The following is a 17,547-nucleotide window of genomic DNA, read 5'->3' as shown; positions in this document are numbered from 1 at the left end:
CGGGCACCCCTCTCTAGAGGGGAATTAAGTAAAAACCACACAGACACAAAGAACACAAAGTAATTCATATTAATGTCTTCCTCGTGTTTCCTTTGTGTTGCGTGGTAGCGCAATTGCACCTTTGTGGTTCAAAAGATCGTAATGTTTTTTGCAATAAGAAGGAGGGGAGTACTTTGAAAATGATTGCTGTATGTGCATGTCCGACGGGGATTGCTCATACGTATATGGCTCAGGCTGCATTGGAGAAAGTGGCAATGGCTAGGGGGCATGATATCAAGATTGAAACTCAAGGAGCCATGGGAATAGAAAATGAGCTGTCGCCAAGGGATGTGGAGGAGGCCCATATTGTTATCTTTGCCGTGGGTGTTAATGTGGAAGGGGAAGAACGATTTAACGGTAAGCCAAGCATCACGGTGGAAGTGGGTAAAGCCATTGAAAATCCAATGGCCGTGATCGAAAGGGCAGAGAAGAAGGGGGAACAGGTATGAGTGAATTCGTAGTGGATGAACTGAAAAAAGTCAAGAACCATCTGATGACAGGTGTGTCCTATATGATTCCATCCGTAGTGGTGGGTGGTATTTGTATTGCTGGAGCTTTGGCAACGGGGACACCGGGAGCTAAGGGGATGGAGGTCACCAGTGCCTTAGCCAATCATATCTTGAATATCGGTGTAGCAGGTTTTACCTTGATGATTCCCATTTTAGCTGGTTATATTGCCTATAGTCTTGCAGGCAAGCCAGGGGTAGTTCCTGGAATGATTGGCGGTTATCTGGCAAATCAGCCTATCGCTGACAGTCCCTATAAGGCTGGTTTTCTCGGTGCGCTGGTCATGGGGCTGTTTGCGGGGTATATCGTGAAATGGATCAAAGGCTGGAAGGTTCCCAGTTACTTACGTCCTGTAATGCCTATCTTTGTCATTCCCATTTTGAGTTCCTTAGTTGTTGGACTTACTTATATTTATTTACTGGGACAACCTATTGCTTCGGTGATGGGCGGGATTACGGATGGCCTGAAAAGTATCAGCCAGCAGGGGGCTGTTGTGATCGCCATTATTACAGGTCTGATGATTGCCTTTGATATGGGTGGTCCTGTGAACAAAACCGCCTGCATGTTTGCTTTTGGTCTGATGGCGGAAGGGGTCTATACGGTCATGGGACCCATCGGTATCGCCATTTGTACGCCTCCCTTGGGAATGGGGCTGGCTACTTTGCTGGCAAGGCAGAAATATAGCGGGGAAGAATTAGAAGCGGGTAAAGCAGCCTTGGCAATGGGGATGATTGGTATTACCGAAGGAGCCATTCCTTTTGCCGCCGCTGATCCCTTGCGAGTACTGCCCTCCATCATGACAGGTTCGGCAGTGGGGGCCGTCATTGGAGCTTTAGGGAAAGTGGCAGATCATGCGCCCCATGGGGGTCCCATTGTATTGCCAGTGGTTGATAATCCAATGTTTTATATCTTAGGAATCTTTTGCGGCACAGTGGTTACAGCCGTGATGGTAAATTTCTTGAAGGTGGATGTAAGGAAGGAAACTTCTAGGCTTGCAGGTGGGGATTGCTTCGCTGGCACTCGCAATGACAGTTAGCAATTCGGGATAAAGAAAAAAAGGAACTCTTTGGCAATTGGTACATAAAATGATTCCATAATGGTATTTTGTAGAGGAGATTATTACAATGAATAAAATGAATATACGTGAAGTAATGGATAAGATATTTACCTTGGAAGAAACGGGTTTTCGCACGACCTTGCTCGGAATTGGGCCCATGTCCAAAAATCTGATTGTCGCATCCTTAGAATTAGCGAAGGAAAAGGATTTCCCGATCCTGTTTATCGCCAGCCGAAATCAAGTAGATGCGAAGGAACTGGGGGGCGGTTATGTATGCAACTGGGATCAGCGAGGCTTTAAGGAGGCCATTGCAGAGATTGCAAAAGCGGTCGATTTTACAGGGCTATATTATTTGTGCCGCGATCATGGCGGACCTTGGCAGCGGGATAATGAGCGCAATAATCATTTGCCGGAAGCCCTTGCCATGGAATTGGCGAAAAAGTCGTATGTAGAAGATCTGGTGAATAGCTTTGATTTACTGCATATTGATCCGACCAAAGATCCCTATGTGATTGGGAAATCCATTGACATGGAGGTCGTCCTTCGAAGAACGATCAACCTCATTGAATATGTGGAGATGGAAAGAAAGCATCGCAGCTTGCCGGAGATTGGCTATGAAGTAGGCACTGAGGAAACCAATGGAGGCCTCACTAGCCAGGAGAGTTATGAGATATTTATCCAGCAGTTGACTACCGAACTGTCTAAGCGAGGACTTCCTATCCCCGTATTTATCGTGGGACAGACGGGGACCTTGACTAGATTAACGAAAAATGTGGGAGAGTTTAATTATCATAGCTCAAAACTACTGGCGGATACTGCAAAAAAATACGGAGTTGGCTTAAAGGAGCATAATGGGGACTATCTGGATGACTATATCATTCTAGACCATCCATCCCTTAATATTACTGCCATGAATGTGGCACCTGAATTTGGCTATATTGAAACGAAAGCCTACTTAGAACTCATTCGCTTAGAAGAAAAGGAATTTGAAAATGGCAGATTAGCTGTAAAGTCAAATTTGAAAAGAGTCATGTCAGAAGAAGCTGTGAATAGTGGACGATGGAAAAAATGGGTGATTGGTGATGATGTACATTTGTCTGTAGAAGCAATTCTAGGGGAGGCAGAATTGACAGCAACCATATGTGAAATTTGTGGTCACTACACCTATGAACATGAAGAAGTAAAGCGTGAAATGAAAGTGCTGTATGAGAATATGAAGACGTTAGGGATTGACAGTAACCGTTATGTGCTGGATAAGATCAAAAATTCCATTGATCGATATGTACAATGTTTTAACCTGGAAGGACTGACTAGCAAGCTGCTGCATTAAGGAATGAATACGCATTTTATCTCTATGTGTTAAAGAGGGAGGGGGAAGGATATTTCTCATCGGTGATATGCAGCGGGATATTGATGCGGCCCGAGCTGCTGGGATACCGGGCTATTTATTTTCCTATGGCAATCTGTATGAGTTCATTTTGAAAATTTTGCAAAAGTAGAGGAATGGCTAACTAAAACACATCTTAGTTAGCCTTCTCTGTTGCCAATCGTACTCCCATGTCAAAGACATTTTTGCCGTTTTAAAAAAGAACTTGCAGGGTTTTTGTATTTTAATGGTAAATAGAGTAGTAGGCATAGTATTACATTTAGTCTGCAACATGTGCAGCCCCTATGAATGGGATGGAGGATGAATCATGTACAAATATTTAATTTTTGACATTGATGGAACCATTATTGATACGGAAAAAGCGGTTATCGGTTCGTTACAAAAACTATTAAAAGTAGAAACAGGTATGGATTACCCAGCCGATGAATTATCTTTTGTATTAGGAATTCCGGGATCTGTCGCCTTACGACAGCTAAACATTGCAGATACTGACCAAGCATGTCTAAAGTGGAATGAATATTTAAAAGAATTTTATAACTCTATACGGGTATTTCCTGATTTAGAGGAAATCATAAAATACCTGCACGACCTAAAAATCAAGACAGGTATTGTTACATCCAAAACGAAACAAGAACTACTTGACGATTTTTATCCATTTGGATTACATGATTATTTTGATTATATCGTTTGTGCTGATGACACTACTAAACATAAACCTGATCCAGAACCTATATTAAAGTGTTTGGAACTTGCCCAAGCATCTCCAGCTGAGACGATTTATATCGGTGATACTAGTTATGATATGCAAAGTGCCCATCATGCAGGTGTTGATTTCGCGCTTGCCTTATGGGGGACAAAAGATCCAAATCTAAATGCAAAGATAAAGTTAAGCCATCCAAAAGAATTATTGGATATTGTAAAAACGGAAATAGAACGAGTCGAGGGACAGCTCAATGACTCGTATGGACAATGAAATCTCAATGCGTTCCTTCCCTATATTAACTAGAAGCTGTCTCCAATACAAAAGTATGAGAGGCAGCTTCTTTGATGGTGTCCAGATTTTTATTTATGGTGAACTAGCAGGGAACTATTCTTTACGGTTGGCAATTGCCAGCCGCAGTTTATTAAGATTATTGGTGAATTTATCCTGGTCTTTAAATATCATACCCATATATAAAAGATCTACAATTGCCATATGAATCAGGCGTGATGTCATTGATTCTGAAGAATAATTTACTTCCCGGCTCATGCCGTGCAGAACGAGATCAGCTTTTTTAGTAAGAGGCGATTTTAAGTGGCTGGTAATTGCAATGACTTGGGCTCCGCTTTGTTTTGCAACTTCCACGGAATTCAGCAAATCAGTATTAGCCCCAGTGTGTGATACGACGATTACTACATCTTCCGGTTCTAAAATGGATGCTGAAATAAGCTGCATATGCAAATCGGAATAGGCCTTTGTTGGTATGCCAAAACGTATGAAACGATGTTCGATATCAGAGGCAATTACTGCTGAAATACCAAAGCCATAAATATCAATCTTATGGGCATGGTTAAGAATTGCAACAGCCTTTTGCAATGCATCAAAATCAAGTAATTTCAGTGTATCTTGTAAACCCTCGGAAATACTGTTAAATATTTTGGTCCCCATCGTTTCAAATGAATCAGTAGGCTGTATTTCCTGATAGGTAGATTCCAGAGGACTGAGTATTTCGCTAGCTAAGGCAATTTTTAAGCTTTGTAAACCATGAAATCCCAATTTACGGCAGAAACGAGAAATTGTTGCTTCAGCAGTCTTTGTAGCTTCCGCCAAATCAGAAATAGTCATATGAATAATATCATGGGGTCGTTCTATAATGAAACTGGCAACCCGCTTTTCAGATTTAGTAAAACTCTGATAGCTGCTACGCAAAAGAGGCAGACATAGTGTTGGTAGGTTTGTTCCAGGCATAGCATTTCCTCATCATTCAATTTAATTTGTTTCATTGTATTATTGTAACAATAATGCAAAATCTAGGCAAGTTGTATATATAAATGATAGAGTGTTATCTAAAATTAAAACTAAAATGATTGGAATATATCATAAAAATGTTGCGATTTACGAATAAATCGAATAAAATATAAATTACATGAATCTATCAAAAAGTATTTAAGAAATGATATTGAATTATCAATTTTGAGAATGATTTGTAAAAAACGGGTGATGTGTATCGTTGGAAAAACATAAAGGCTACTTGCTTTGGCAGATAGCTGCAAATGAAAAGGGGAATTGATTATGAGTAAACAACAAGTGCTTGAACAAATTTGTAAATCCGGTTTAGTTGCAGTGGTAAGAGCTGAAAACGGGGACCAGGCTAAGCGGATATCAGAGGCTTGCTTGGCTGGCGGCATGAAGGCTATCGAAATGACTTTTACGGTACCAAATGCTCATCATATTATGGAAGAATTGGCGAAAGCCTATTCCCCAGAGGAATTAATTATTGGGGCAGGGACAGTCCTTGATCCTGAAACAGCTCGTATTTCTATTCTCAGCGGGGCACAATATATAGTTTCACCATGCCTGAATAAAGAAACTGTGCGTTTGTGCAATCGGTATCAAATTCCGATGATGGCCGGAGCTATGACGATAAAAGAAGTTGTTGAATGTATGGAAGCTGGATGTGACATCGTTAAGCTATTCCCAGGGGAACTCTTTGGCCCGGCTATGGTCAAAGCCATAAAAGGTCCTTTGCCTCAGGCACAGATTATGCCGACTGGTGGAGTTAATGTTAGCAATGTTCAAGAATGGATTAAGGCTGGCTGCGTGGCAGTCGGTGCTGGCAGCAGCTTAACAGCTGGTGCTAAGACCGGGGATTATGCTGCAATTACAGCAACAGCCAAGAAATTCCTAGAAGAGATTGCTAAGGCCCGATCCTCCAAATAAACAACGAATAGGACTCTTGAATAATTGGCAGAGTTGCAGCACGAATTGCTTTTTACCAATGACATTCAAAGTAAAAAAGCTCGCAAATTTCGCGAGCTTTTTTATTTCAAGAAATAACAATTAAGGTTTATATTTCATCTGATTTTAATTAAAGATCTGGCAATAATAATATTGGAGGTGATAAATATGAAACAACAAGAATGTAAGCAAGAACAAAAAAAGCAAAACAAAAATGTTGAATTTGCAAAAGAGATTTTTAATAATGAAAATAAGAAAAATGACAAGCAGAATAAAGAAAAATGCTAAAATAAATGAAGTGGCTATTGCCATCTTCAAATTGGTAGAAAAAAGGTACTTTACACTAGAGGTAAAGTACCTTTTTTCTATAAAACTGCAAAGTAGGAGGTAGCTTAAAAATCTTATTCATGAGTAGTCCCCAAATCAAATATATTATAAAAGAATTTGTAATGTGGGGGAGAAAGAAAATGGAGAAACGCTATCTTACCAGCAATCAGGGGACACCTGTTACTAATGATCAACAATCATTAACTGTAGGTGAATGGGGTCCAATATTACTTGAGGATATTGTTTTCCTCGAAAAGATTTCTCATTTTGATAGGGAGAGGATTCCTGAAAGAGTACTACATGCGAAAGGAGCTGGAGCTTTTGGTTTTTTTATACCCTATAAATCAATGGCTTCATTAACTAAGGCAGATTTTTTACAGGACACAGAGAAGAAAACCCCTGTTTTTGTTAGGTTTTCAGTAGCAGGCGGCTCTTTGGGTGGGGCAGATACCGTGAGGGATATCAGAGGATTCTCCGTAAAATTTTATACAGATGAAGGAAATTATGATATTGTTGGCAACCATATTCCGGTGTTTCCCCTCAGAGACCCGATTCAATTTCCAGACTTAGTTCATGTCTTAAAGCCAGATCCAGTTGCGAATGTCCGAGGTGGACCGATAGCTGCCAGCCGTTTCTGGGATTTCATGTCTCTAAGGCCGGAGTCTATGAATTTTCTTACCTACTTGTTTGCGGATAATGGGACTGTCAAAAGCTATAGAACCATTCAAGGGTATGGAGTTAATACCTATAAGTGGGTGAATATACGGGGGGAGGAAGTGTATGTTAAGTATCATTGGGAACCCTGCGCTGGTGTTGAATACATAGACAGTAAGACGGCAGTTCAACTTGCCGGTAGTGACCCTGACGTAGCGAGCAGGGATTTGTTTGATACCATTGCCGCAGGGCATGCTGTCGAATATGAGATGCGTGTACAAATCCTGAAAGTGGAAGATGAATGCAATCTACCATTTGATCCATTGGATTCTACTAATATTTGGCCAGAGGACTTATTTCCATTAATGCCGGTAGGCAGGATGGTGCTAAATAAAAATCCTGATAATTTTTTTGTTGAAGTTGAACAATCTGCCTTTTCTCCTGCGGCCATTGTACCGGGTATCGATTTCTCAAATGATAAAATACTCCAAGGTCGTATTTTTTCCTATGGAGATACGCAACGATACCGTATGGGGGTTAATTATTTAGCACTTCCCACTAATATGCCTAGAAGGCCAATTGCTAATAAGATGCAGGATGGAGCCATGCAAACCATGTACAGTGAAGGTGTTGCTAACTATTTACCCAGTACGTTAGGCGGTGGGATGCCCATGCCAGCACCTGAGATCGGGAAACGCCCTCAGGAGTTTGTTTCAGGCAATGTGGCTCGATCAGAAATAACAGGTGATGATTATTATCAAGCCGGCTGCAGGTATCGGATGATGTCGGTGATTGAAAAGAAACACTTGGTTTCAAATATTGTAGAAAATTTAAATCAAGCCTACGAGCCTATTCAAAGGAGAATGATTGAACATTTTATGCAGGTAGATCATGAACTTGGCAGCAGAATTGCACAGGGGATAAATCTGAACATATAAATTTTGATGCTACCCTGCCTACGAACTTAGGCAGGGTAGCATTCATTGTTCAGGCCCCATTATTTATATTGAGGTTTTTTTATTTCATCTAAATAACTATAAACAGTTACCTTAGAAATATTTAATTTTTCAGCAACTCTTTCAATGGCTCCTTTGATTAAAAAGAGTCCTTTTTTATCCATAAAATAAATTAACTCAATTTTATCTTTTCGTTTTAAGTGCTCGATTTTTGTATTACCGATGATTTTATCTATTAAATCATCCACAATTTCCATTACATTATCAAAGGGTTCTACCGCTGTTTCTATTTGTTCTTGTTCAGCAGCCATAAATTCATCTAAAAAGTTCTTAATATGATTTAGTTTTTCTAAATCATAATTTATACACAATGCTCCGATTACTTTATCTTCGGAATCTCTAATGAGTGCAGTAGAAGATTTTATTTTTCTGCCATCTTCCGTAATGGTAATATAATTTGCATTATAATCATTATCGAATTTTTTAGATAGGAGAACATCTTTCACTAGGTGATCAAAAGATTGTCCAATTTCACGTCCCGTTACGTGATTATTAATCGTATACACTACTGAATTTTGAGGAATTGATAAATCATGGATGACCACTTCGCAGTTTTTACCGAAGGTTTTAGCGATTAAATTTGCTATAGGTATATATGTTTCTAATTTTTTATTTGTGTACATCATTGAATCATTCTCCATGCATATAAAAATTTATACAAATATCTTGATTTTATATAAAAAATTATATAAAATATAAAATATAAGGTGATTTATATGTATATTATATAATTTTTTATATGTTAGTCAACTATTCATCAAAAAAATATATAAAGGGGTTGTTATGATGCATTTTTACTGTTCTCGATGTGAAAAGGACTATCCAATTGAGGGGCTTGACTATCAGTGTGAGTGTGGCGGACTTTTTCAATTGTATAAAGAAGAGGACGAAAAGATTACGGCAACCGTATCCTTAGGAGAAGTTAAGACTCCGATCATAAAAAGGATTTTACAGGGAAGGGAAATCTATTTAAAGCTGGATTATATGCAGCCTACAGGTTCTTTTAAAGATCGTGGAGCCTTTGCCGTGATTAATAAATTAAAGGAATTAGGCATTAACGAAATTGTTGAAGATTCCTCTGGTAATGCAGGGGCTGCCTTTGCCGGATATTGTGCTGCGGCAGGAATCAAGTGCAATATTTATTTGCCAGAGAGTACATCCCCAGGAAAAATTAAACAAATTAATGCTTATAAGGCAAACGTAGTGAAGGTTCCAGGGACACGTGATGACACAGCTAAAGCAATATTGAAGGCTGCTAAAACCACGTATTATGCTTCACATGTATATAATCCCTTGTTTTTTGAAGGTACTAAATCTCTTGCGTTTGAGATTTATGAGCAAATAGGCATTCCGGATTATATAGTAGTTCCTGCTGGCAACGGAACGATGTTATTGGGAATTTATAAAGGATTTAAAGAAATGGGACGACTTCCCCGCATTATTGTTGTACAAAGCAGGAATTGTGCGCCAGTATTCAGCAAATTTAAAAATCAGTCAGTTGGTGAAATGAAACCAACTGCAGCGGAAGGCATTGCTATTCAAGAGCCAAAGAGAATCGACGAAATGATAGAGGCTGTAACAGACAGCAAAGGTGATATTATTGTAGTGGATGATGTAGAGGTAATCAAGGCTCAGGAAATGCTTGGTGAAATGGGAATTTATATAGAAGTCACTTCAGGAGCTGCAGTCGCCGGAATGCTGCAATATTTTAAAGATGGATATGATAATAAACTCAATATTGTTGTACCGTTAACTGGTATGGGACTCAAAAAATAAGGATTTAACACCAAACAAATGTTGGAGGTATGTTGCATGAAAATGGTTAGTACGCCCTATTCTCTTCAATCCAAGGGGCATTATTCTCCTGCGGTAATCCATGGCGATCTAGTGTATGTATCAGGTCAATTACCAATTAACTACGCTGTAGGTGAAACGTTACCCGCGGGAGGCATAGAAGAACAAACGCGGGTGGCGTTAAAAAACCTGGATGATATACTAAAACAGTGTGGAAGCTATAAACAGCAGGTGCTTAAGACTACGGTATATATTTCAGATATCACGTATTGGTCGGCTGTTAATGAGATATATAGGGAATTTTTTGGAGATCATAAGCCGTCTCGTACTATCGTACCAACTAATACGCTTCATTTTGGTGCACTGATTGAAATTGATGCGATTGCCGCCTGTTAATGACAAAACCTGCCGAAACTCCTGCCAGATTCTATGAGAATTGGCAGGAGTTTCTTGTAATACAACGATATAATTTGTGCAGTATTAACAACTACGAAAATTTTTTCGCGACTTCACCTTCCAGAGTTGGCGAATAAGAATTGCCCCCAATACATCGATTTAATAAAAGTATGAACATCATCACACTCGTTAGAATTACCATATTCAAAAATAATTCAAAGATTGTCAATGTACAATCTGTATGATGCATATTCTTATTCAAAGACAGAATGTTTTTGGAGGTAGAGGTGTTACATGTCAGAAGAGATTCTAGAAGTAGAAATGAGCAAAGACGAATTAGAACAATTGATCATGGACCTCCCAAGAATTTTAAAAGATCTTGAGCAAATGACAATAGAGAATACTACGAAAGCAAAATAATGTTGATCATGCAAAATTTTCAGCAGGACTTAGCATTTAGTAAAGAGAAGCTGTCTCTAATCTATCGTATTGGTAGACTAAGGACAGCTTCTCTTTTGATTAGGAAGAAGTTAAAACCTGTGTTTTAAATGAGACAAATGGCCATATCCTTTAAGAGAAATGGAGGTAATGGGATGTATTTAGCACAATATCCTCGGCGACGGTATACAGAAGGTCACACGCCGCTGGAAAAATTGGAACGTCTGACTGCTGCTGTCGGAGGGGCGAATATTTATATAAAGCGTGATGACTTGCTTGGTTTAACCGGTGGCGGAAATAAGACGCGCAAGCTGGAATTCTTAGTTGCCGACGCTCTAAAACAAGGAGCAGATACACTGATCACATGCGGTGGTATACAATCCAACCATTGTCGCTTAACGTTAGCTGCCGCCGTGAAAGAAGGACTGAAATGTCGGCTGATATTATCAGAAATCACTCCAGGGAGCTATCACACAGGAGCAGGCGGTAATGTATTTCTCTACCATATGCTTGGAGTGGAAAATATCAAAGTCGTTCCTTGGGGCTCTGATGTAATGGCAGAAATGGAACAGGCTGCTGACAAAGCCAAAGCAGAAGGGCGCAAGCCATACATTGTCCCAATGGGTGGGTCGAATGCCCTTGGAGCACTAGGTTATGTCGCCTGCGCAGAAGAAATTATGCAGCAAGCATTTTTCTCTGGAGTTCCCATTGACCACATTGTTATCGCTTGTGGCAGTGCTGGTACATATAGCGGTCTTTTGTTTGGATTACGCGGAAATAACTGCCATATACCGATAACCGGAATCAGTGTTTTAAATTCGAAAGAAGTTCTGCAAAAGCGTATAACAGAAATAATCGAAAAAATAGCAGATTATCTGGGAGTTAACGTTCCGATACCTCAGGAAGCAGTTAGCTTGTTTGATGAGTATTTGGGAGAGGGATATACAGTGCCTACTGCTGGAATGATTGAAGCTGTCAAACTAGCGGCTAGGACCGAAGGGATTTTGCTTGATCCTACCTATACCGGGAAAGCAATGGCTGGGCTAATTGATCTGACTAGAAAAGGTTATTTCAAAAAGAGTGATAACGTACTTTTCTTGCATACTGGTGGTTTACCAGGATTATATGCCAATATGCCATTATTTCTAGAAGAGTAGAATTGTATTAATTTTTTTGTACTTAAGGTAATACCTTTAGAAGAGTGAGTAAATATGGAGGGCTAATGTGAAACTAACAGTCTTAGTTGATAATAATACTATCATTGATAGATATTTTTATGCTGAACCCGGAGTATCCTATTTTATCGAGTGTGATGATGAGAAATACTTGTTTGATACTGGATATTCAGATCTATTCCTGCGAAACGCCACTAAAATGGGTATTAATCTATTAGCATTAGATGGAATCGTTATTTCACATGGTCATAACGACCATACAGGGGGTCTAGGCGAATTAGTTAAGCTTTATTCTGAGGCTGCAAGTGAAGGATATGGGGGCAAGAAACCTACAATAATCGCTCATCCTGACGCGTTCTTAGAGAGAAATGTAGATGGGCTTGATATTGCACCAATGTTATCTAACAATCAATTAAAGAGAACTTTTTCATTACAACTTAGTAAAGAACCTATATGGCTCACTCCTAAAATTGTATTTTTGGGAGAAATTGAACGAAATCATTCTTTTGAGATAGGAGATCCAATTGGCAAAGTGTTGCGGGGCGGTACTTGGGAAGATGATTATGTACTTGATGATTCTGCGTTAGCATATATATCCGATAATGGGTTGGTGATCATTACGGGGTGCTCCCATGCGGGGATTTGCAATATTATCGAATATGCTAAAAAAGTATGTAATGAAGAACGAATATATGATGTAGTTGGCGGGTTCCATCTATTAAATCCCTCCCAAAGAAGGCTGGGCAATACTGTAGAATATTTTAAAAAGTGCCAGCCTCATGCTATCCATACATGCCATTGTACCGATCTGCGTTCCAAAATAGGTTTAGCAAAAGCCGCAACTGTTGAAGAGGTTGGGGTGGGCTTGGTGCTAGAATATAAATGAAATCATAAATACAGAATAGAAAAATCATGCCTGGATAAAAGGCTTTTATAGTAATCTGCTGAAAATATCAGCAGGTTTTATTTTTATAGATGCAGCAGCATGTTTTTTCTAAAAAAATAGTTGACTGAGTCAAATAATATAATTGACTCAGTCAACTATATGTGATAACGTAGTAGTATAAAATCATAAAGCAGTTTCTAGGAGGAGCAAAGATGGAGAGTTCGATTCAACAGCGAGTGACGGAGATTCGGAAGTTTAACCGCTTCTATACGAATATTATTGGCCTTGTAAACCAAAACGTTTTAGAAAGTCCTTACTCTTTAGCGGAAGCAAGGGTTTTGTTAGAAATTGATGCTGCTACTACATGTACTGCAAGTAACTTGGCGGAAATACTTCAAATTGATCCTGGCTATCTTAGTCGTATTCTCAGGCGATTTAAGAAAGATGGTCTTATTGAAACCACCAGATCAATGACTGATGGTCGTTCACAAATTCTAAGTATAACAGAAAAAGGTAGAGAAACGTTTCGCCAACTGTCAGATGCCTCATCGAGCCAACTAGTTCAACTTTTAGAACAGCTCCCTCAGGGGGCTCAACAAACGTTGGTTCATAATATGGCTGCCATACAAAATATGTTATCTGATAAAACAGATACCTCAATTACCATTCGCAGGCATCAGCCTGGTGATGTAGGATATATTGCATATCGTCATGGTGTGCTGTATGAAAAAGAGTATGGGCTGGACCATCAATTCGAAAAGTATGTTTTGCAAAGTTTGGTTACCTATTTAGAAGATCCGTCTAGAGGAGAAATATGGGTAGCCGAATGCTGCGGTACTATCGTTGGTTTTGTTGGGATCGTAGAAACCAGCAAAACGACTGCACAGTTGCGCTGGTTTTTGATCGAGCCAGAGTTTCGAGGCGCTGGTCTGGGACGTAAACTGGTGGCGACTGTGATGGAATACTGTCAACAGCAACATTATAATCATGTCTTTCTGTGGACCTTTAAGGGGTTAGATACAGCCCGGCACTTATATGAGGGATTTGGATTTACCCTTACTGAAGAAAAAGAAAATAACACTTGGAACAACCAATTGATTGAGCAGCGTTGGGATGTTATGCTAGATGTTGTTTAAAAGATCTAAGTAGGGACGAGGGGACAGGTCGCAAATTCAAAAATTTTGCTTAAAAGCTTCAATAAATTCCATATACATATTTTTATGATCCGCTCTTTTTACCTCCGGTTCATTTAGCTTGATGATATCTCCGTTTATACACAGCATTTTAATGCTGTAAGTACACACTATTTCTTTATGAGTGCATTTATCTTCAAGTACATTCAATACCGTTTCGATTTTTATAATATCCTTTTTGAAATACTCAATCATATTGATTTGATCAAAGGTTAAGCAAAGACTAATCAGACTGGTGGTTGTCAAATACCATGCTTTAAACAAACAGTTGTCATAGTTGTTATGATCGATGAATTCTTCAAGATACCAATTGCAAATACAACTATGTTTATGGTTCAGGGCTAGATTCACTCTGGCTTTTACCCATTCAGGAAAGGAACTTAGACATTTATCTTTTTTCTCCATAGAAACCCCTCCTTTTCTATAAAATTTTTGAAGGTAGTAATTATATGTTTTTTAGCATAAAAAAAGCACCTGGAGAAGAATAGGAAGCAAACCAAGGTAGTAGAGTCAGATAAATGGATTGTGAAAGCATTTTTATTAATGTATAATGTATAATTATACGTTAAGGGAGTGGTATAAGTGCTTTATCGTAAAGCTACATTCAAAGATGTAGAAACCATGTACACATTAATTAACGCTTATGCTGAACAAGGATTAATGTTAGGGCGTTCCCGGAATATGCTGTACGAATGCCTGCGGGACTTTGTTTTGGCAGAAGATAATGGAGAAGTTGTTGGCATGGGGGCGCTGCATTTAGTGTGGGATGCACTTGCGGAAATTAGAGCAATGGCAATCGCACCTCATGTCACGAAATCAGGCATTGGTCGCAGCATTGTACAGGCACTAATTGAAGAAGCAAAAACCTTAGAAATAAAGACGATCTTTACCTTGACCTATCAGCCTGGATTTTTTATAAAACAGGGTTTTAACGAATTATCAAAAGATCAATTGCCTCATAAGGTCTGGAAAGAATGTATTAACTGTACTAAGTTTCCCAACTGTGATGAAATTGCTCTGAATATTGAAATATAAGAAAGAATGGATATTACTCGCAAAAGAGTAATGCCCATTCTTTCTTTGTAGAATCAGTAAGTTAGAATTGCTCTAATGTGTTGCAATCGGAGCACCCTTTTTCTGCAGTGCGTTGCTTGGCATGAACAGAGCGACAACAGCAAGAACCACCAATATAATGGCAACGAAGTTATAAGCATCTCTGTAAGCGAGAATATTGGCTTGCTGGATAAGCTCCTGATAGATTTTGGCTATTGCCATAGTGGACGCCTGAACGGCTGGCACACCCAAGTTCATAATCGATTGAGTGTAGTTTGCAATTGCGCTTTGATAACCAGGATCAGCGGTGGTCAGATGCTGTACCAGATGTGCTTGTTCGATCTGCTGGCTGTGTATGAGTTTGTTCGTTACCAGCGCAATCCCAATGCTGCCTCCTAAATTACGCATTAAAGAAACAATTGCTGAGGCATTACTGCTGCTTTCTGGAGAAATTTTCGAGAAGGCGAGGGTACTGGCAGGTATAAATAGAAAGGGAATACCGACTGTTTGCAGGGCACGTACCAGGACAAAGGTGCCGTAACCCGTTTGCGGTGTTACGAGCCCAGTTGCCCACATGCCAACGGCGCTTAGCAGCATGCCAAAAGAAATGAGATACTTTGCCTGAATTTTATTTACCAGTTTACCAACAATGGGCATCATAAACAAGGTGGCGATCCCGCCTGGTGAAAGTACCAATCCGGACAGTGTCGCGTCATAACCGAAGCTTGTTTGCACCAGCATAGGTAATAACATGGCGCTTGAGTAAAGAGCAAAACCAACAAAGAAAATCATAATGCAAGGTAAACTAAAACTGGGAATGGCAAAGAGCTTTAGCTCAACTACCGGGTTTTTCTGCCGTAATATCCAAAAAACAGCTAGAATAAGACCGACAACGGCAATGCTCGCAAAGATTATGATAAAGGAGCTGTCAAACCAATCTTCCTGCTGTCCTTTATCTAGAACGATTTGCAGGGCTCCGAGACCAAGGGCAATTAAGCTGAGGCCAATATAGTCGATAGAGTCGACTTTTTGTTTTCGTGCACTGGGCGGGTCTACAACCAAGCTATTGACGAGAAAGGCCGCCAACAGGCCGACAGGCACGTTCATAAAAAAAATCCAGCGCCAGCTAAAGTTATCCGTGATGAGACCGCCCAGCGTTGGTCCCAATATGGGAGCTAATACTGTTGTTATTCCTGTAATGGCAAAGGCCATTCCCAGCTTTTCCGCGGGAAAACTGTCTTTGATGATGGCCTGCTGGCTAGGCTGCAAGCCGCCACCTGTTAAACCCTGCAATAATCGAAATACAATTAGCATAGGCAGCGAAGTGGCAATACCGCATAGAAAAGAGGTAAGGGTAAATCCTAAAATACAGAAGATGAAAAAGTTCTTGCGTCCCATCAGGGCGGATAACCAGCCGGACAGGGGTAGAATAATGCCGTTGGCTACCAGGTAGGAGGTAAGCACCCAGGTACTTTCCTCTGAACTGGCGCCCAGTGAGCCGGAAATGTGAGAAAGTGCAACATTGGCAATCGTTGTATCCAGCACTTCCATGAAGGCGGCTAGACTAACGGCTGTTGATATCAAAAGAGGGTTTACGGGTCTTAGTGTATCGTCACTCATGACGATATCCTGCGTTTGCTGTGTGAACTGTTGGTATTACCGACATGCCAGGACCTAGATGAATGGTATCTGGCAAGTTGTCAAACACGATTTTTACGGGAACGCGCTGTACGATTTTAACAAAGTTCCCGGTAGCATTCTCAGCCGGGAAAAGAGAAAAATGGGAGCCTGTACCAGCTTGGATGCTGTCTACCTTACCGTGCAGCTTCACATTAGGGAAGGCGTCAATCTTGATATCAACGGATTGTCCAGGCTGCATATGTTCTAACTGTGTTTCTTTGAAATTGGCAACAACCCATAAGTCTGTGCCGACTAAAGAAGCTAATTGGCTTCCTGCCTGCACATAATTGCCGATTTCTACACTGCGGTTTGTAATACGCCCATCGATAGGAGCTATAATTTTGGTATTTGCCAGATCATTTTCAGCTTGTGCAAGATCCACTTCGGCCTGTTTTACTTGGGCCTCTAATTGCTCACTTGTGCCTTTGGCTGCTGCGATCACGCTAGGTGCTGTATTGGCTGAATGAAGACCAGCGCGCATTTGATCCAAAGTGGAGCGAGCTGACTTTTCTGTTGCAACCGCTTGATCCAACTGTTGCGAAGAGCAGGCACCAGAGCTAAATAAGCTTTCCATGCGTTGTCTATCGGCTAGTGTTTTTTCCCAAGTTGCTTGTGCAGACGACACCTGAGCGATTGCCGCATCAATGCTAGAGGGAGCAGAAATAGCAGCCGTCTCTAAGTTGCTATGAGAAGCATTAGCCGCTGCTTGAGCGGCAGCCAATGCAGCCTTAGCCCGGTCCCGCTTGATAATATAATCAGTAGGATCAATTTCCAAAAGTACATCGCCGGACTTTACCAACTGATTGTCTTGCACATTCAAGGTTTTCACATAGCCTTGTACTTTTGGGCTTAACACTACTGTGCGGCCGTCAATACCGGCATCGTCTGTTGATACTTCACCGCGTTGTGAATAGTAATAGGCGCCGACCCCGCCAAGTACGAGCAAAAGTACGATCATAAATTTAATAAATTTTGTAGTAACTTTCATAATATCACCTTTTCCTAAA

The 17,547-nt window shown here is 40.3% G+C and carries 19 protein-coding genes; 14 read left to right on the top strand and 5 right to left on the bottom strand.

Annotated elements, in window-relative coordinates; all coding sequences use genetic code 11:
- Positions 1 to 179: 179 nt before the first annotated feature.
- The 5 genes from JBW_RS19885 to JBW_RS19870 all read left to right on the top strand — a co-directional run bounded on the left by JBW_RS19885 (position 180) and on the right by JBW_RS19870 (position 3,963).
- The gene (locus tag JBW_RS19885) at positions 180 to 488 is read left to right on the top strand and encodes a PTS fructose transporter subunit IIB (RefSeq protein ID WP_007956305.1); all 309 of its coding nucleotides are present in this window, start codon (positions 180 to 182) and stop codon (positions 486 to 488) included.
- Entirely contained in the window at positions 485 to 1,582 is a 1,098-nt protein-coding gene (locus tag JBW_RS19880) for a PTS fructose transporter subunit IIC (RefSeq protein WP_007956303.1), read from the top strand. The genes JBW_RS19885 and JBW_RS19880 overlap by 4 nt, the downstream gene beginning before the upstream one ends.
- Before the next feature lie 88 nt (positions 1,583 to 1,670).
- The gene (locus tag JBW_RS19875) at positions 1,671 to 2,933 is read left to right on the top strand and encodes a class II D-tagatose-bisphosphate aldolase non-catalytic subunit (protein WP_007956301.1); all 1,263 of its coding nucleotides are present in this window, start codon (positions 1,671 to 1,673) and stop codon (positions 2,931 to 2,933) included.
- 7 nt (positions 2,934 to 2,940) lie between these two features.
- On the top strand, positions 2,941 to 3,102 hold the full coding sequence (locus tag JBW_RS26140; protein WP_327078739.1) for an HAD hydrolase-like protein: 162 nt from the start codon (positions 2,941 to 2,943) through the stop codon (positions 3,100 to 3,102).
- 195 nt (positions 3,103 to 3,297) lie between these two features.
- A complete protein-coding gene (locus tag JBW_RS19870; protein WP_007956300.1) occupies positions 3,298 to 3,963 on the top strand; it encodes an HAD family hydrolase in 666 nt (221 codons plus the stop codon).
- A gap of 114 nt (positions 3,964 to 4,077) precedes the next feature.
- Here JBW_RS19870 and JBW_RS19865 read toward each other — a convergent pair whose 3' ends face one another.
- Positions 4,078 to 4,938, bottom strand: a complete 861-nt coding sequence (locus JBW_RS19865; RefSeq protein ID WP_007956298.1) for a MurR/RpiR family transcriptional regulator — start codon at positions 4,936 to 4,938, stop codon at positions 4,078 to 4,080.
- Between the two features lie 324 nt (positions 4,939 to 5,262).
- Here JBW_RS19865 and JBW_RS19860 point away from each other — a divergent pair, with 324 nt between their 5' ends.
- Both JBW_RS19860 and JBW_RS19855 read left to right on the top strand, forming a co-directional pair.
- On the top strand, positions 5,263 to 5,910 hold the full coding sequence (locus JBW_RS19860; protein ID WP_007956297.1) for a bifunctional 2-keto-4-hydroxyglutarate aldolase/2-keto-3-deoxy-6-phosphogluconate aldolase: 648 nt from the start codon (positions 5,263 to 5,265) through the stop codon (positions 5,908 to 5,910).
- Positions 5,911 to 6,335: 425 nt separating this feature from the next.
- On the top strand, positions 6,336 to 7,847 hold the full coding sequence (locus tag JBW_RS19855; protein WP_235334061.1) for a catalase: 1,512 nt from the start codon (positions 6,336 to 6,338) through the stop codon (positions 7,845 to 7,847).
- Positions 7,848 to 7,906: 59 nt separating this feature from the next.
- On the opposite strand, the gene JBW_RS19850 is transcribed toward JBW_RS19855, so the two are convergent.
- On the bottom strand, positions 7,907 to 8,551 hold the full coding sequence (locus tag JBW_RS19850) for a helix-turn-helix transcriptional regulator (protein ID WP_007956294.1): 645 nt from the start codon (positions 8,549 to 8,551) through the stop codon (positions 7,907 to 7,909).
- A 157-nt stretch (positions 8,552 to 8,708) separates the two neighbouring features.
- On the opposite strand from JBW_RS19850, the gene JBW_RS19845 reads away from it, so the two are divergent.
- The 6 genes from JBW_RS19845 (at position 8,709) to JBW_RS19825 (ending at position 13,750) form a co-directional block, all read left to right on the top strand.
- Complete coding sequence (locus tag JBW_RS19845) at positions 8,709 to 9,701, top strand: pyridoxal-phosphate dependent enzyme (RefSeq protein ID WP_007956293.1); 993 nt, start codon at positions 8,709 to 8,711, stop codon at positions 9,699 to 9,701.
- Positions 9,702 to 9,737: 36 nt separating this feature from the next.
- Positions 9,738 to 10,115, top strand: coding sequence for a RidA family protein (locus tag JBW_RS19840; protein WP_007956292.1), 378 nt, complete (start codon positions 9,738 to 9,740; stop codon positions 10,113 to 10,115).
- Positions 10,116 to 10,409: 294 nt separating this feature from the next.
- Positions 10,410 to 10,535: a hypothetical protein gene (locus tag JBW_RS26080; protein ID WP_007956288.1), complete on the top strand. Its 126-nt coding sequence runs from the start codon at positions 10,410 to 10,412 to the stop codon at positions 10,533 to 10,535.
- A 173-nt stretch (positions 10,536 to 10,708) separates the two neighbouring features.
- Complete coding sequence (locus tag JBW_RS19835) at positions 10,709 to 11,710, top strand: D-cysteine desulfhydrase (protein WP_007956287.1); 1,002 nt, start codon at positions 10,709 to 10,711, stop codon at positions 11,708 to 11,710.
- A gap of 67 nt (positions 11,711 to 11,777) precedes the next feature.
- Positions 11,778 to 12,614 carry an MBL fold metallo-hydrolase gene (locus JBW_RS19830; RefSeq protein WP_007956285.1) on the top strand — a complete coding sequence of 279 codons (837 nt, stop codon included), beginning with the start codon at positions 11,778 to 11,780 and terminating at the stop codon, positions 12,612 to 12,614.
- A 212-nt stretch (positions 12,615 to 12,826) separates the two neighbouring features.
- Positions 12,827 to 13,750: a bifunctional helix-turn-helix transcriptional regulator/GNAT family N-acetyltransferase gene (locus tag JBW_RS19825; RefSeq protein ID WP_007956283.1), complete on the top strand. Its 924-nt coding sequence runs from the start codon at positions 12,827 to 12,829 to the stop codon at positions 13,748 to 13,750.
- 36 nt (positions 13,751 to 13,786) lie between these two features.
- Here JBW_RS19825 and JBW_RS19820 read toward each other — a convergent pair whose 3' ends face one another.
- Complete coding sequence (locus JBW_RS19820) at positions 13,787 to 14,212, bottom strand: hypothetical protein (protein WP_007956280.1); 426 nt, start codon at positions 14,210 to 14,212, stop codon at positions 13,787 to 13,789.
- Positions 14,213 to 14,389: 177 nt separating this feature from the next.
- Between JBW_RS19820 and JBW_RS19815 the strand changes: the two genes are divergently transcribed.
- Entirely contained in the window at positions 14,390 to 14,842 is a 453-nt protein-coding gene (locus JBW_RS19815) for an N-acetyltransferase (protein WP_007956278.1), read from the top strand.
- A 72-nt stretch (positions 14,843 to 14,914) separates the two neighbouring features.
- Here the strand turns inward: JBW_RS19815 and JBW_RS19810 are convergent, their stop codons facing one another.
- Positions 14,915 to 16,480: a DHA2 family efflux MFS transporter permease subunit gene (locus JBW_RS19810; RefSeq protein ID WP_007956276.1), complete on the bottom strand. Its 1,566-nt coding sequence runs from the start codon at positions 16,478 to 16,480 to the stop codon at positions 14,915 to 14,917.
- The gene (locus JBW_RS19805) at positions 16,473 to 17,528 is read right to left on the bottom strand and encodes an HlyD family secretion protein (RefSeq protein ID WP_007956273.1); all 1,056 of its coding nucleotides are present in this window, start codon (positions 17,526 to 17,528) and stop codon (positions 16,473 to 16,475) included. The genes JBW_RS19810 and JBW_RS19805 overlap by 8 nt, the downstream gene beginning before the upstream one ends.
- Positions 17,529 to 17,547 lie beyond the last annotated feature (19 nt).

Source organism: Pelosinus fermentans JBW45, assembly GCF_000271665.2.
Lineage (GTDB): Bacteria > Bacillota > Negativicutes > DSM-13327 > DSM-13327 > Pelosinus > Pelosinus baikalensis.
This window is presented reverse-complemented; position numbering and strand designations above follow the sequence as displayed.

Excerpts from the sequence above, each read along its gene's own strand:
- JBW_RS19845 (WP_007956293.1), top strand. The coding sequence starts at position 8,709 with ATGATGCATTTTTACTGTTCTCGATGTGAAAAGGACTATCCAATTGAG.
- JBW_RS19805 (WP_007956273.1), bottom strand. The coding sequence starts at position 17,528 with ATGAAAGTTACTACAAAATTTATTAAATTTATGATCGTACTTTTGCTC.
- JBW_RS19875 (WP_007956301.1), top strand. The coding sequence starts at position 1,671 with ATGAATAAAATGAATATACGTGAAGTAATGGATAAGATATTTACCTTG.
- JBW_RS19850 (WP_007956294.1), bottom strand. The coding sequence starts at position 8,551 with ATGATGTACACAAATAAAAAATTAGAAACATATATACCTATAGCAAAT.
- JBW_RS19860 (WP_007956297.1), top strand. The coding sequence starts at position 5,263 with ATGAGTAAACAACAAGTGCTTGAACAAATTTGTAAATCCGGTTTAGTT.
- JBW_RS19825 (WP_007956283.1), top strand. The coding sequence starts at position 12,827 with ATGGAGAGTTCGATTCAACAGCGAGTGACGGAGATTCGGAAGTTTAAC.
- JBW_RS19820 (WP_007956280.1), bottom strand. The coding sequence starts at position 14,212 with ATGGAGAAAAAAGATAAATGTCTAAGTTCCTTTCCTGAATGGGTAAAA.
- JBW_RS19870 (WP_007956300.1), top strand. The coding sequence starts at position 3,298 with ATGTACAAATATTTAATTTTTGACATTGATGGAACCATTATTGATACG.
- JBW_RS19885 (WP_007956305.1), top strand. The coding sequence starts at position 180 with ATGATTGCTGTATGTGCATGTCCGACGGGGATTGCTCATACGTATATG.
- JBW_RS19810 (WP_007956276.1), bottom strand. The coding sequence starts at position 16,480 with ATGAGTGACGATACACTAAGACCCGTAAACCCTCTTTTGATATCAACA.
- JBW_RS19840 (WP_007956292.1), top strand. The coding sequence starts at position 9,738 with ATGAAAATGGTTAGTACGCCCTATTCTCTTCAATCCAAGGGGCATTAT.
- JBW_RS26080 (WP_007956288.1), top strand. The coding sequence starts at position 10,410 with ATGTCAGAAGAGATTCTAGAAGTAGAAATGAGCAAAGACGAATTAGAA.
- JBW_RS19880 (WP_007956303.1), top strand. The coding sequence starts at position 485 with ATGAGTGAATTCGTAGTGGATGAACTGAAAAAAGTCAAGAACCATCTG.
- JBW_RS19835 (WP_007956287.1), top strand. The coding sequence starts at position 10,709 with ATGTATTTAGCACAATATCCTCGGCGACGGTATACAGAAGGTCACACG.
- JBW_RS19855 (WP_235334061.1), top strand. The coding sequence starts at position 6,336 with ATGAGTAGTCCCCAAATCAAATATATTATAAAAGAATTTGTAATGTGG.
- JBW_RS19865 (WP_007956298.1), bottom strand. The coding sequence starts at position 4,938 with ATGCCTGGAACAAACCTACCAACACTATGTCTGCCTCTTTTGCGTAGC.